Source organism: Aquimarina sp. BL5 (assembly GCF_003443675.1).
Classification (GTDB): Bacteria; Bacteroidota; Bacteroidia; order Flavobacteriales; family Flavobacteriaceae; genus Aquimarina.
In genome coordinates, this window is the sequence record NZ_CP031963.1 from 2,326,040 (window position 1) to 2,342,338 (window position 16,299).

At 32.3% G+C, this 16,299-nt stretch carries 6 protein-coding genes; 3 read left to right on the plus strand and 3 right to left on the minus strand.

All coding sequences use genetic code 11. The annotated features are described in order from the left end of the window. The first annotated feature begins 34 nt into the window (after positions 1-34). The 3 genes from D1818_RS10100 (at position 35) to D1818_RS10110 (ending at position 5,283) form a co-directional block, all read left to right on the plus strand. Positions 35-3,163, plus strand: coding sequence for a CHAT domain-containing tetratricopeptide repeat protein (locus D1818_RS10100; protein WP_158597019.1), 3,129 nt, complete (start codon positions 35-37; stop codon positions 3,161-3,163). A gap of 435 nt (positions 3,164-3,598) precedes the next feature. After that, positions 3,599-3,784, plus strand: coding sequence for an integrase core domain-containing protein (locus tag D1818_RS25290; RefSeq protein WP_256371977.1), 186 nt, complete (start codon positions 3,599-3,601; stop codon positions 3,782-3,784). 203 nt (positions 3,785-3,987) lie between these two features. After that, complete coding sequence (locus D1818_RS10110) at positions 3,988-5,283, plus strand: IS1380 family transposase (RefSeq protein ID WP_118458566.1); 1,296 nt, start codon at positions 3,988-3,990, stop codon at positions 5,281-5,283. Positions 5,284-5,545: 262 nt separating this feature from the next. Here the strand turns inward: D1818_RS10110 and D1818_RS10115 are convergent, their stop codons facing one another. From D1818_RS10115 to D1818_RS10125, 3 genes are read right to left on the minus strand one after another with little or no spacing between them, the layout of a single operon-like run. Beyond that, a complete protein-coding gene (locus tag D1818_RS10115) occupies positions 5,546-6,049 on the minus strand; it encodes a hypothetical protein (protein WP_118458568.1) in 504 nt (167 codons plus the stop codon). An 18-nt stretch (positions 6,050-6,067) separates the two neighbouring features. Next, positions 6,068-12,007: a DUF6443 domain-containing protein gene (locus D1818_RS10120; RefSeq protein WP_158596902.1), complete on the minus strand. Its 5,940-nt coding sequence runs from the start codon at positions 12,005-12,007 to the stop codon at positions 6,068-6,070. 5 nt (positions 12,008-12,012) lie between these two features. After that, positions 12,013-15,609, minus strand: a complete 3,597-nt coding sequence (locus D1818_RS10125) for a hypothetical protein (RefSeq protein WP_118458572.1) — start codon at positions 15,607-15,609, stop codon at positions 12,013-12,015. Positions 15,610-16,299 lie beyond the last annotated feature (690 nt).

The window sequence follows — 16,299 nt, forward strand, 5'->3', positions numbered from 1 at the left end:
GGCTTCGCAGTATTATAAAAAAGCAGATTCTCTGTTGACCCAAAAAAAACATGAAGAATCTATAATATCTTTCAAAAAAGCACTTCCAGAATATAAAAAAGCAAAGGCCTGGGAAAAAGTTGCTAGTTGTTATAATAAGATTTCTGAAAATCAATGGCGGAGTCACAAAATTGAAAAGTCACTACAAAATGCAAAGAAAGCTTTAGAAATAAGTGATAAATATCTAATACAAGAAAATCAAGAAAAAGCAAATGCTTTTGATAATATGGCTAATTATTATGAAAATATTCCTGATTATGATCAAGCTCTCGTATTATACAAAAAAGCGTTAAAAATTAGACAAAAACTATTTTCAGAAATCCACCTGGACATAGCAAAATCATATAATAACATAGGTGTGTTCCATTATCAAACAGGCGATTATACAAAATCAATACATGATTATGAAAAAGCTTTGGCTATTAATGTAAAGATTTTGGGTTTAAATCATCCAAAAACTGGAGATATGTATAATAATATAGGAGCTGCATATACTCAACTTGGAAGATCTCAGAAAGCAATAGAATATTACAAAAAGAATTTAACAATAAAGACTAAAACTTTAGGCAAAGATCACCTCTATGTTGGATATACTTATGGAAATTTAGCTGCAACTTATAGAAGTCTTAATAATATTAGTAATGCAATAGATTATGGTCAAAAAGCATTGTTGATTTTTATAAAACACAATCATTTACAAAATTTAGTCCTAGTATATAGAGGTTTAGGAAGTAGTTATTCCGCAAATGGTGAATATTATAAAGCATTAACTTATTTTAAAAAAAGTTTACATATCGAACATCAACTTTATGGAGAGAATAGTTTACATGCGGGAGATACATATCAAAATGTAGGGAGTATGTTTTTTGGTATGGGTTCTAATGAAAAAGCTCTAGATTATTATAAAAGGGCATTACAGACCTATGAGGCTTCACTAACAAAAAATCATCGCAAGGTTGGAGGTATGTATGTTAATATTGGAAATGTATATGTTCGTAAAAAAAAGTATGAAATAGCTTTGAAATATTATAAAGATGCTTTAAAAATATTCAATACTATCGTTGAGCAAGATAAAACTTTCATTGCTTCTGTATATAGTGATGTAGGTGCAGTCAGTTTAGAGAAGATGGAGTATAAGGATGCTTTAAAATATTATCAAAAAGCATTACAAATTTTATGTATTGAATATGGAAAAGAACATATTCTTACAGGAGCTTTTTATAACGATATTGCAACCGTATATCATAAACAACAAAAATATGATATGGCAATTTCTTTTTTTGATAAGGCATTTATAGCCAATTCCAGAAATAATACTTCCAGCAATGTTAACCCGTTTAATGTTAATGAATATCAGGATGTACATTTGTTTCTGCAGACTTTGGAAGGAAAAGCCAAAACATTATTATCAAAATTTAAGGATAATAATAATAAGCAAGATTTAACTAAAAGTATTGCGATATACAAACAAGCAGATCTTGTCATTAATACTATACGACAATCCTACCAAAATTATCAAGATAAAGTTTCTTTTGCTAAACAAGCAAAGGAAATCTATACAGATGCGATTAATACACTCCTAATAGAATATAAGGAAACAAAAGAAGAATCATTATTGGCACGAGTATTTTATTATCTAGAGAGAAACAAAAGCAATATATTAAAAGAACTCCTGAATGATTCTCATGCAAAAAATTATACAGGATTACCAGACGAACTTTTAACAACGGAAAAAATAATAAGAACAAATCGAGCTTTTTATATCTCGCAGATCTTAAAAGAAGAATCTAAAAAATCAATTGATACGCTAAAAATTAAGGAGTATGAAAATGAATTATTTAATATTAATAGAAGAAGAGATTCCTTAAATCAATCATTAGAAAAAAACTATCCTAAATATTTTAAGCTTAAATATAATAATGATATCGTTAAAACTTCTGATATCCAGAAACAATTAGATGATAAAACAACGCTATTAGAGTTTTTTACCGGAGATAGCATCACCTATGCTTTTACCATTTCTAAAAATGAAATTGCTGTGCAAGAATTAGCAACTCCAAAACTCACAAAACAGGTTGAACAATTTCGTGAAAGTATTACTAGTAAAAACATCCAAGAGTTTAAAAAACAATCACATTTACTATATAATGCACTTGTAACTCCGATAAAAGAACAACTTAAGGGAGATAAACTCATCATTGTTCCTGATGGATCTCTATGGCATCTTAATTTTGAATTGCTATTGACTCAGAACGATGTATCAGAAAATCCGGGAGAACTTTCATATTTACTGAAAGATTATGCCATTAACTATGCAAACTCTGCCAACCTATTATTTAATCCTTTTAAAAAGGTAACATCAAAAGATAAGAAGGAAGGATGCCTTGCATTTTCTTTTTCAGATTCGACCAATATTGTAAACTCAAAAAACATGAGTTTGGCTACATTAAGAGATGCCGCTGACGACCTGCCAGGAACTCGCAAAGAGATTAGAGCTATCGCTGACATTATTGATGGCCAATATTATTTTGGAACAGCAGCAAATGAGGCTAACTTTAAGAAAAAAGCGAATCAGTATAAGATTGTACATTTAGCCTTACATGGTGAGGTGGATAATGAAAGGCCAGAGAATTCTAAACTCTTTTTCACCAAATCTAAAGATACGATAGAAGATAATTTATTATATGCTCATGAATTATTTGCTTTGGATATCCCATCAGAACTTACTGTATTAAGTGCTTGTAATACAGGAACGGGGAAAATCGCCAAAGGAGAAGGAATCATGAGTTTGGGGAATGCTTTTCAATATGCAGGTACCAAAAGCTTGCTCCTAAGCAGTTGGGAAGTACCTGATAATACAGCTCCAGAATTGATGCAATATTTTTATACCAATCTTAAAGCGGGGATGAATAAAGGGAGAGCTTTACAACAAGCAAAATTACAATATCTTAAAACCGCAGATCGCTATCGCAAAGCACCTTTTTACTGGGGAGGATTTTATCTGGTAGGAGATAGTGCTCCGATACAGTTTAGTACTATTAATTACTGGTATTGGATTCTTGGGTTTGGAGCTTTAGGAATACTATTGTTAGGATTGTTTTTATATAAACGAAAAAGAAGATAGCTAAGAAAATTTACGTCAGTCACGGATTTTATCCAGTGTTTAAACTGGCGTATCTTAGTTCTATTAAACAAAGTCCTAAAATAGTTGATAAAAAGAATAGTGTTTTTATACCTGAGTCTGAGTACGATTTTCAGAGAATAGAGTCAGTGTTTATTTACCATAGTTCTTACTCTTATCGCTTACTCATACGCAACACGGAAAACATTTCCGCGCTGTCACATCCGAACGATTGGGTTCAAGACATACAAAAGTTACCTAATGAAGATAAAAATCACTTGTTATATTTGATAGATAATGTTATCCAAAACGTAAAAACTAAGCAAGCTTTCTCATAAAAAAACAGCCACCTATCTCTAGATGACTGTCTGTTAATTATTATGTTCTTACTCTTACCGCATACTCATCGACGCCACTAGAAAAATTCTAGCGGTAGCGATCACTCTAGCGGCAGCAGGGGAAGCTAGAAACTTATTAAAAACAGTGATCAATCTATACAATCAAGAAAGACCACATATGAGTATTGGAAATTTAACTCCGAATCAAGTATATCAAAACAACATAAAAACCGAAAAACTATGGAAGAATTATTATGTAAAAAGTCCTATCATTGTAAATCAATAATAGGACTAAGATTAAGTTGTAAATCTATTTTAGGATTAATGTAAAATATGTAAACTTTTTTTAGGACGAGACATCTTTACCGCCACTAGTCACAGCCTTAAATCCGCATGTTTATAAGAGAAAACAACCGCAAACCTTTGAAACCAAATAGTTTGCGGTTTTTAGTATTTTCACCTAAATTGGTGTTGCGATAAAACACTGATATGAAAATATTAAATTCTTCTCACATAAACCCTTTTGGTGGTTTAAATTTTGTTTTACAAGAATTTGAAAACAAAAAAATAGGGAAATTGTTGCAGGAACATTTACCAAAATTACCTGCTCAATGCAAATATTCTTGGAAAGATATATTGTATTCTTTTTGGTCAATCTATTTTTGTGGAGGAGATTGTATAGAAGATTTAGGAGGTAATTTTCATCATCACTTAAAGCATACTCATTTTTTAAATATCCCAAGTCCTGATAGAGTATTAGAAAGGTTCAAGGAACTAGCTCTTCCTAAAGTGGTGATAAAAAGTCCCAGAGGAAAAAGCACACATGAATTGAGCATTAATAAAGATATCAATACCTTAAATTTAAAAGTATTGACATCCTTGGGAGGATTGTTAGGAGATAGCTTGACTCTTGATTACGATAACACCTTCATTTTTAATGATAAAGCAGATAGTGCCAATACCTATAAAAAGCGATATGGATACTGTCCAGGAGTAGGTATAGTTGGAAATCATATTGTCTATGTAGAGAACAGAAACGGCAATAGCAATCCTCGTACTTTACAGAATCAAACCGTCTCAAGAATGTTTGACTTATTGGATGAATCTAAGATAAAAATCAAATCTTTTCGAGCTGATAGTGGTTCTTATTTATATGATGTGGTCAATCTAGTTAGTCAAAAGACAGATTATTTTTATATAACAGCTCGCATGAGTGCTGCTCTTTCAAAAGCCATTGCTAGTATTTCCACTTGGCAAAAAATAGAAAGTAAACAAGAGATTATATATCGTGGAGAAACTCAATTCAAACCTTTTATAAGAGCTAATAGAGATACCATAAACCCTCAGGATCTTAAAACATACCGTCTGGTAGTATCCAAAATAGAACGAAATGATAAACAAGTGAATCTTTTTACTAATGAAGCTTATATTTATTCAGCTATTCTTACTAATGATCAGAATATGGATGTTAATGATGTTGTCTTTTTTTATAATCAACGCGGAACAGTTGAAAAAGAATTTGATGTATTAAAAAATGATTTTGGATGGGATAATTTACCTTTTTCAAAATTAGAACAGAATACCGTTTTTATGATTTTTACTGCAATGTGTAGAAATCTATACAACTATGTAATTACTAGCTTTTCTCAAATATTTGAGAACCTTAAATCCAATTTTAGAATCAAAAAATTTATCTTTAGATTTATTACAATCCCTGCCAAATGGGTTAAAACTTCTCGACAACGCAAACTCAGGATATATGGGAATATACATTTCAAAACCTAACTAAAAAACAAGGAAGATCCCAAAATGACTTATTAAAAAGTAAACCCCAACAAAGTTGGGGCTAAAGCATATACCTCATTGTCTTCTCAAACACCTATACAATTAGTTCTCTGAAAAATTTAGAACTAAAAAGTGGAAAAATCTAAATACCTTAGAGGGTTTTCAACTTAATCTTAAAAAAAAACTTAAATTAATCGAGACATGCGGATTTAAGGCACAGACTAGCGGGAGCGGGGGGTATAAAACTCGATAAAATAGACAATCAGCCATTTGGCCATTTTTTTAAAATAAGTCCATTTAAATAGTTTAGAATTTTATTATCTATTGGATAACTAACTTTTTTATCATCGCATAATAGCATTGATGGTAGATGAAAATCAAAAAGAGTATCAATTTTATCATTCATAGCAAAATATATAAAAGTGCTTGAACAAGAATCTTTATAATCACTTCCTGAATAGGCTTTTATATTCCTTTTAATATTCGACTTTGATTCAAAAAACTGATTAAGTATTTCACTTTTATCAATTTCGTAACTCTCATAACCTTTTTTATCAGATAAATAATAAACTTTATTCTGGTCATTATTATCAATAACAAGATACTTGTCATTAATATTAAAAACAATATGCTTTCCTAAATCATTTTTTAAATTTTCACTAATAAACTGATTTATACTATCTATCCTTGCTTTATCAAAATTTGTTTGTGAGTTACAAGATGTTACAAATAGTATTAATATAATATTAAAAAGTAAATGCCTCATAATAATAGTTTCATAATTTTATTTGAACCCTGGTAATGCTTTCGCATTTGGTACTTTAGTTTTTGGTCCATGTGTTGTTCCGTCGATTTGGTCTGAACTTCTTCCTAAAACTCTTAAAACCAAGTTCTCTGTTCTAACTGCATCTTGATGTGCAGTACTTTTTCTTCCTAATGACAATGGACGTCCATGACCAAAAACCTCATGGAAAGAAGTTACAGCACCATCATTGTCAGCATGGTTTTCAATTATTAAAGAGTGTGTGCCGTCATCGGTTATAACCGTTGCTGCACCTCCAATATCACCAGCTATAGTAGATGCAGGAATACCTCCATATTTGGCTTCAATAGCTGCTAGGTCTAAATAAGATGGTAATTTACTTTTAAATGCGTTTTTACCTGATGTAGAAACATTTTTAGAACCATCTGATTTAAACTCAACTTTATGCTCGGAATCAGAATTGATAGCTCCTGTTACAATTTCAGCCAACGCTAAATCATCTCCTTTAAGTCCAGATAAAGCTTCCTTTAGTGCATCTCCATCAATTTTATCAAACGTTTTTTTATTGTTTCTCTTTCCTCTTGTAAATAAAGCTCTTAAAGCATCAAATTTCTTATCAGCAAATACTGTGTTAAAATTGTTGTGAACTTTTTTAGCATCATCTTTCGTTACTCCAATAACTTCTCTTCCATCAGGGTCAATAAAGCTTAAAGGATTATTCAATACATATGCATAAGGCGTATCAGTATGATAAAATTCAGCTAATGGGTCAATGTTCATCCATCTACCCAATGCAGGATCGTAATTCCTTGCTCCAAAGTCTAGCCATTCTAAGCCTAATTCATCCTGTTCTTCTTTCCCACCAAAACCGTAGTTGTGTTCAGATACAATCAGGTCATTATACCCTTTATGTTGTAGTCCAAAAGGATAGTAATTCTTTTCTTGTAAGATTTCGTGCGCATAATCATTATCTCCGTCAACATCTGCATCATTTCTAAGAACATCGATTTTCCCATCGTTGTCGCGGTCTGCGTATGAGAGTCTGATATTCCCTAAATGGTCTTTATACTGATATACATAATCAAATTCACCTTCTCCATTAGGTTCTACATAACCTTCTGGATGGTTAAAGAACTTAAGTTGTCCGTTTTCATACACGTGATTACCCGCGTATTCTACTATTAAAGAACTTCCTCCAGAGACAACTTTCTTTTGTTTCGCTCCAGTGGCATCGTAAATATAGCTAATATTTCCTGTTCCTTCACTATTAGAAATCGCAACACTATTAGGTAAGTTTAAATGATTATAGCTAATGTTGGTAATCCCTTTATTTTTATCCATCGTCATATTACCATTTACATCATAAACATAATCGTTACCAGATGTATTTCCATCGTTAAAACCTTTGGTATTACCAGTATCGCTAACGGATAATAATTTATTACCCCAATCATATTTGTAGGTAAGATTATCCATTACATTACTATATCCACCAGTGTCAAAACGATATAAATCTTTAATGTTTCCATTTTTATCATAACTCGCTCCCATGTCATATTGAGCAGATCCAGAAGCACCTCCTATAAAAGAACTATATTTTAGCCTATTCAGATTATCATAATCATAGCCATAACCTCTATTGGTGTTATCATTAGCAGTTTTCCAATGCGATTCACTTATATTACCATTATACAAGGGTTTAATATTAAGAGTCGTAGTTGTATTATAATTAATCTTAAAAGCAAATAAATCAGCACCCAGATCCTGTGTTGGATCGTTTATTTGTTTTAGCCACCCTCGTACGTTATAGATATAATTGATTTCCTGCAATCTACTTGAGTTAAGTGCTCCTCCAACTTCTTTGGTTGTTAATTGCCCTAATCGATCATAAGTATTATTTACAATAACTTCTTCTGCTTGCGTATTGACCTTTTGCGTTTGTTGTAATAATCGTCCGGTATGGTCATAGTTAAACTTATCTACAGTTACTATGGCAGGATTATTATCCTTAGCATGTATAGTTTTGGTTTCTTCGACTCTACCTATAAAATCCAATTTATTCTCTACAATGTCTATAGTATTGAGATAGTCATTTTTATTCGAAACATAAATTGGTCTTCCTTTTTGATCATAATATGTAAGGGTGGTGATCCATTTATCTGTTCCAAGTACTTTTATTTTACTTCCTGTAACTAACGATTTGGTACGATCACTGGTGTCTACTCCGTAGACCGTTCCCGGATCTGATAACCCATCGATATCAAAATTATAATCATCATAATAGTTGACTGTAAGTATTTCTATATCTTTATCTGGAAACGCATCATTACTATAATGTAATGTAGTTCCTCCGATTATATTAGCTGGTTCTCTCTTTTCCCAAAACGTACTAATTCCGCTCATTGCCACAAGTAAGGTTCCTCTATTACGTGTACTCTTATATATACCGGTATAAGCAACCCTTCCAAAAGCATCGTATTTGGTAAACAACCATTCTCCTTTTACTTTTTGGTTGGCATCTTGCGTGAGTATAGGTTGGTCTAATTTGTTATAGATAATAGACTCCCAATCGGTGAACCCCCCCTTTCCAGGAATTTTCTTTTCTACCAGACGGTTTCTGTAGTCGTACTTATATTGATAACAGAGAGTATTTAATTCCACAGAATTCACTCCATCACTAGTATTTACTTTTGGTGGAATTACATAGGTTAAATTCCCAAAATCATCATATACATAATAAGTATCATGCGGTATACCTTCATTAAATGTTTGTTTTAAAATTACTCTACCTCTTTTGTCTTTATATTCCTTGGTTGTATGATCGTCGAGATGGGTTTGATCGGATTGCCAGTTTTCATCTTTAGTAATAGTAACATATAATTGATTAGCATTATAAAATCCATCTTTTACCAATTGCGGTTTTCCTGTGTTTTTCCTTTCAAAAATAACTTTGAAGCGTATTACTGTATCTATAACATTAGTACTCCATTCAAATTTTATGGTATGGTCATCATTGTTAGCTGGATCTGCGTTCCAAGCCGTTCCTGGAGCCCCTTGTTTTAATATACGACCTAATGAAGAAGACTCGAGTATACGTTCAGAATAGGCATTAAAATTTTTATCGGATGCTAATACATCTGGAAAATCATTAGGATACTTATTTTTATAGTACTCATTAATATGAGTATTTATATCTACAACGCTATAACTTCCTACAGGGTTCGTTGATCGAAAAGGTAAATATTCTTTAGTCTGCCTGCCTAAAACGTCATACTCTACATGGGTAACAATGTCTTTTTCTTGAGGAGATGCTTTTATAGCTCTGAGTTGTTTTTCACGTCCTATATTATCATAGTATATCACATTCTCAATAACATCTTTATTATATTTGATCTCACTAGAAGTGTTCATAGGTTCTTGATAAACCCTAGTGAATATATAGTTTTCTGTATCAGATAATGTTAGATCGTGTATTGATGCTACACATCCTTGATTTGTACCGTATTCATCAGGACATCGGTCTCTATTATTAGCAACATAACCTGTAGGTTGTGTACATGCGCTTAGCATAGTATTAGGATCTCCCAAATTATCACCGTCTGTGTCTGCATACCATATGATAATAGGATTAATTTTTGCTTGCACAGGTGTTTTGGTACTAGCATAACATTGCGTTACCGAGTTATAGGTTTCTGCATGGTACACAGTGGAGGTACTAATAGTAGGTGTAATAAATTCATTGCCAGTACTAATTAGTGTTCCTCCCGAATCGTACCATCGAATATTATTTCCATTAGTGCCAGGAGTTGCAGTAAGTGTCACTGTTCCCAAACCACATCGGCTTACATCGGTTCCAGAAGCTATTCCCGGTACCGGATTAATTACTGCTCTAATTGCTATTCGCATAGAAGAACCTGCGCTGCAACCTGTATCGGTATTATAGCTTTCTGCATAGTACGTAGTAGTGGTACTGATAGTTTGAGTGATAAATTGATTTCCAGTTTTTAATAAGGTTCCTGCTTCATTATACCAGCGTATGCTATTGGCGTTGGTTCCCGGAGTTGCATTCAGTGTAACTTTTCCCGAACCACAGTGATTTACGTCTGCGCCAGAAGCTATTCCCGGTACTGAGTTAATTACTGCTCTAATTGCTTTTCTGTTAGAAGAACCTGCGCTACAACCTGTATCGGTATTATAACTTTCTGCATAGTAGGTAGTGGTGGTACTAAGAGTAGGCGTAACAAATTGATTTCCGGTACTTAACAATGCTCCCACTTGATTATACCAACGTATGCTATTGGCATTGGTTCCTGGAGTTGCGCTAAGTGTAACTGTTCCTGAACCGCAATGACCTGCATCTGCTCCAGAAGCTATTCGAGGTATTGGGTTAATTACCGCTCTAATTGCTTTTCGGTTTGAAGAACCTGCACTACAACCTGTATCTGTATTATAACTTTCTGCATAGTACGTGGTGGTAGTATTGATAGAAGGTGTGATAAATTGATTTCCAGTTTTTAATAATGTTCCTGCTTGATTATACCAGCGTATGCTATTAGCATCGGTTCCTGGAGTTGCATTCAGTGTAACTGTTCCCGAACCGCATCTCCTTACATCTGTTCCAGAAGCTATTTTTAGTATTGGATTAACTATATAATCAATTCTTGTAGCTGTACTCCAACATCCTCCTTTATGATATGCTTTAAGGTAATGTACACCACTTTCTGCAAAAGAAATAGATTCACTATTATTATCAAAACTTTCTCCTTCAGAAGTAGTTTGCCAGTACCATATCGTACTAATGTTAGGTGGATTATTTCTTCTTAGTATGGTTCTACCACAATTTTGAATAGGGCTCTTTACGGTAGGTTGATCTGGTATAGGGTTAACAGTATACTGTACTTCTATTGCTGGCCCCCAACAGTCGTTTGATTTGCTTTTGGCTCTTAAATAATAAACACCACTCGTGTTAAATTTTTTTGTATTTCCTCCTTCTAAGATACTGGTATCATTAGCTCTTTTTTGCCAATACCAATCTTCTCCACCTGGTGGTTTTACTGAAAATGACAAAGTGGTACTACCACAATCTTTTTTAATTGTAGGTATTTCTGGTTTCGAAGGTAGTTTTTTGAGGTTATACGTTATTTTGGTGGCTGTACTCCAACATCCTGTAGTATTATTTTGTGCTTTTATATAATATACATTTCCTGTAGCATTACCCTCGGTAAAACTTATTAACGATTCAGAGTTAGATCTATCAGTTCCAGAATCGGAGCTCTGCCAATACCAAGTAAGACCATTTGGAACATTACTAGAGTTAAAACTTAAGGTTGTACTACCGCAAAGTTCTGTAATAGAAGGCATAGAAGGAGCCGTTACTGGTGGTGGTATAGTAACATAAACAGATCCAGAGTCATCGCTCCAGCCACTGTTATAATCATAGGCTCTAATATAATACCGTCCAGAACCTTCATTAGCCGTATATGTTGCATCATTTCCCAAATTAAAATTTTCACCATTAGGATTTTTTCCTTGCCAAAACCAAATCACATTGGGGTCAGGCTCTCCCGTTCGGTTTAATACTGCGCTATTACAACTTAAACTAACCGAAGGGTTTGGAGGAGCAACAACACTACCTGTTAAAGTGACATCTATTTCATAAGAATATTGTTGGTTTACTACACAAGTTACTCTTGCCATACCAGAATCTACAAAGCTTATATCTGCTTTGTTTTCTGTTTGAAAAACTATAATTCCGCCTGTCACATACCATTGGTATGTAGGATTTCCTTGAAAACCAGATAAAAATAATTCATACCTATGAGTTTCTCCAATATTTGAAATAGTCGGCCCCCCAATATTTCCTTGTACTTGTGCTGATATAGTATTCGATTTTAGTGCGAAGAAAACCAACATGATAGCTAATGTGATTATCTTATTATTTACTATTTTATTCTTTATCATCATCATTAGTTTTTGTAGTTGTATTTATTTTCTGACACCAAATTTCCTTCATCATCTTTTACGTATTCTAAACGATTAAAGTCATCATATTCATAATACATGGTATAGCCTTTTGGATCGGTTACACTAGTAATTCCAATTAATGGATCATAGGTATAAGTAGTAACCATACTGTTAGGTAATGCACTTCTAAGATTTAGAAGAGCTTCCCTTAAAATTTGTTCTGTACAGGTGGTTTCTCTACAGTGATCGACATCATTTTTGGATTTGATTTGCAAACTTGTAACATACTCAGATATATCTTCATAAGTAGCATTTTCTATTTTTGCTATAGGATAATTAGCATCATATCCCCATATATATGCAGTATGAATACCTACTTCTCTATTGGAAGTTTCAAGAATATTACTCTTATGATCATATTTATGATATGTAATCACAGTATTGAGATCATCACTTTCTTTACCTTGTTTAAAAGTTTCAGGAACTAATAATCCATTTTCTTGTTTATAAACAATATGTTGCGTCGTTATTTTTTTTGTAGCTATATAGTTTTCTGTACGAATACGCTCGTTTACCCTATTTGCTTGGATTAAGGATATTGCAGTTTGTTTTTCCTCATCACTTACATCATTAAGAAACTCTAAACTCTCGGGATAATAGTAGATAGAACTCTGTCTTTCTCCATTACTATTAGATGTTTCCATACTTATAGGTTGTCTATGCAATTTTGTGATATCATTATTGTATATATAAGTAATTTTATTCGTAATAGAATCTAAAGATGATCCAGAATTGTACCTTGTGTTTTCTACACTTGTTAGTGGTATCCATTTACTAGGTATTTGATATTGAGTAACCCCTATTTCTCCAGAAAAATAAGCTACTGGAGAATAATTTGCAGCCCTAATTTCTTCGGTATATTTAGTCGAATATTTATTTCGTATAGATTCTACAAGTTTTTCTTCATTATAATGATATGTACCTAATAGATATCCATTTGTTATGACTGGAGTATTAGGGACATCAAAATCTATTATTCTTTCGAAATCATTAGAGAAAACATAACTTGAGGTTATATTGTTACCATTCCCAATAATATTTTCTTTAACCACAGAGTACCCAACGATATTTCCGGTAATAGTTCCTGTAGTAGGAATATTACTATTGGATTGTCTCTTTAATAATGTATATATAACTGTCCCCAGATTACTACTTCTTTGTATACTATAGACCTGAGAATAGTTGGGAGAACTAATTAATTTTCCTGAAGAAATACCTTTGGAAATTGTGTAATCGTATGTTCTGGTATTTTTTGGTGAAATAATTTTTTGTATCCTGAGGCCTCCTGTTTTAAGTTTAGTAACAAATTCAGAAAAAATCTCATCGTACTCAATAGTTCCATTTAAAATTTCAACATCTGGATTTGTACTTAATATATAGGGAGAAACTTCAAACTTTAGTTGGTATTCTCCAGGACCTAAATCAACAAAATACTTAGCTTTAAATGTTTTGATAAACTCTTGTTGTGGCCAATTTGCAATGTCATCCTGAAATGCAGTATGAGAAAATTTTCTGATCACGGTTTCACTAACCCCTTCTAGTTTTACTAATTGTAGGTTTATATCATTACTAAATAAATTAGTTACACCACCAAAATTCTCATATCTAATGTCATAAGATAATTCTATTGACTCTACATTACCAGTAATAGTAATAGGTAAACTGGTTGGAACTCCAGTGTTATTTTGCTGAACTCCATTTCGAGCGATAAATTCTATATTATGGGATGAGTCGCTCGTTTTATTTAATGGTTTTAACGGTAGATGTTCATTAAGTTCATAATCATAAGAGACTGTACCAGAACTAGGGTAAGTAATCTCTTTTAGTGTAGCCGTTTTACTATATTTTAACACCGATTTTCTGTCAGCGCCAGTTAATTCTAGTAATCTTAAATCGGTAGTGTTTTTAATGTAAGGAATTTTAATAACATCAATATCATCTTCTGATGAAATGGAATTCAAAAACCCAACACCAGATCTTAAATCACCTATCCCTATTTTATCTAAGGAAGCTGCTATTTTTTCAAAAATAGTTCTCTTTTCAATTGAAATATTAACACTTGACAAGGAATTATAAAAATCTTCAAACTCTTCAAGGTTTACTACTTCTGTTGGCAGGAATTTAGGTATTAAGTTATCTTGTTGATTGTTAACTCCATTGTAATATCCCCAATAATCGTGACTATTAGAATATTTAGAAGGCAAATTATACTCTTCATGATATGCAAATTTGTAAGGAGGTATAGTCTCGGTTTGGCCTATGTTAAATTCTTCAATTTGCAGGAGCTTTAACCTTAAATTTTGTTTTCTCTGCTCGTGATTCTGGTTTTTGTATTCTGGATTAAAATAATCATGTGTAAATTTGTAGGTTTTAATCGGATTTGTGTTTTGAGTATTATAAATCTCAACATTAGAAAGTCTTTGTGGATTCCCTTTTCCTAAATCCAGCCTTGTATCTGTATTAAAAACTATTTTACCTTCATCCCATTGTATTTCATTGAGTACATATTTATCAAAATATCGGGTGTATGAAATAGATTTTTCAAGTTTTTCATAATCAGGTAAACAATTGGTGGGTCTATTGGTATAAGAAGCATCTGCAGATCCAATAATTCGTCGATCTACGACAGTAGTATTTATTAGACTTTCTTGTCCATAATCTCCATCATTTTTATATAGAAAATTAATTTCAGAATTGTTCGTAAGAATAATTTTTGTTAGTAACCAAGAGTTTGTCATTGATCTGGTATTACTAAACTCGGTTGATACAGGTTCTGTACTTTTAAACCAGGTTTCGGATTCTTCTTTTTTAGAAAATTCATATATAATACCATCAGGTGTTGTAATCTTGAAATTTCGATTATTAGTAGGATTGTACTCTATTTTTAGGTTATTTTTTTGATCGATCATAATTCCTTTACCCGGTATACGTGATCCCACTTTAGGAAGAGATTGTACAATAAACTTTCCTGAGTATCCCCCAAAATTATATAGGAACAAATCTGGTTCGGCATCATAATGAACTCTACAACTTTGATAGCTGCTTCCGAATATTGGAGTTTCTTGTGCTGAAGGTGTAACTTCACAATCAGTCGGAGTGGTTTGAGTGTAACATGTAAGTAAATTTGCTGTAGGGACATTATATTCAGGGTTAGAAAAATAGCCTAATCCTCCATTTTCATTAAAACCAAAATCATCAATACCGCGGATTTGTCTGGTAATCATTCCTCCAGCATTAAGGCTCCATCCCAGACCTGCCCAACTAGCTTCTTGTTTAATTTTTATACCAGAGGCATGATAACTTAAACTTATAGGTAAGGTATATCCGTTGGCGTTAATTTGATATAATGGGATGTTGATTTGTGGTACTCCCGAATAGTAACTAACAGGAGTATCTGCATACTTAGCTAATGCGGCTACTGTTGGAGTAGCAGAAAACTCTACAGCAGGTGGATTTAACTGATCATTTGATTGCCCTACTAATAACGAATTAATAGAGATTTGTATCAAACAAAAAAGTAATGTTTTTTTTAATTTCATAATAAAAAATTCAATAAATGATTGATTTGTGTGATTAATAAAAATTTATCCTTTAGTCATTTTGAAGGTAGAAGTTTGAGTTTTATGCCTATAGTGTCGTTGTAGAAAAAAATGATACCCTGTTTTGGGTGTTATTTTTAAAAAAAATGAAAACATAATTTCACAAATCATCATAAAGCATTGATTTTCTAATTCTTACACTAAAAACACTCTTAATACTTCTTTTCAATATTTTGTATCTAGAGAAAATCGCCTTTCTCTTCATCACTTAATGGTTTAATTGTAGCCGTTTTTTTACTTTTAGTAGAATTTCCAATTAATATCAATAACTATGTCTACAATTAGTTTATAAGAGATATTCCTTATTCTGATTATTTGTTGAATCAAATATAGAGATGAGGGTTCTTTTAATACAAAGGGAATAAGTCTAGATTCCTGAAAATCGTGTATATGATTCGAGAATTTTGGTTAACAAAACCTTTTATAATCAATTATAAATGAGAAAATTACCCTATGTAAAAAAAAAAAAAAAAAAAAATAGAGTTAAAGAAGAAATCATTTTATTCAAACCTAAACGGGAAATGTTCAAACTTTTTGATCAATCAAAAATCAAAAGATTAATGATTTTAAAAAACTTAATCTGATGAGAAAAAAGTTAAACTACAATACTTTAATCCACTGATTTAGTAT

Coding starts and splice junctions, on each gene's coding strand:
- D1818_RS10115 (WP_118458568.1), bottom strand. CDS start 6,049: ATGAGGCATTTACTTTTTAATATTATATTAATACTATTTGTAACATCT.
- D1818_RS10120 (WP_158596902.1), bottom strand. CDS start 12,007: ATGATAAAGAATAAAATAGTAAATAATAAGATAATCACATTAGCTATC.
- D1818_RS10125 (WP_118458572.1), bottom strand. CDS start 15,609: ATGAAATTAAAAAAAACATTACTTTTTTGTTTGATACAAATCTCTATT.
- D1818_RS10110 (WP_118458566.1), top strand. CDS start 3,988: ATGAAAATATTAAATTCTTCTCACATAAACCCTTTTGGTGGTTTAAAT.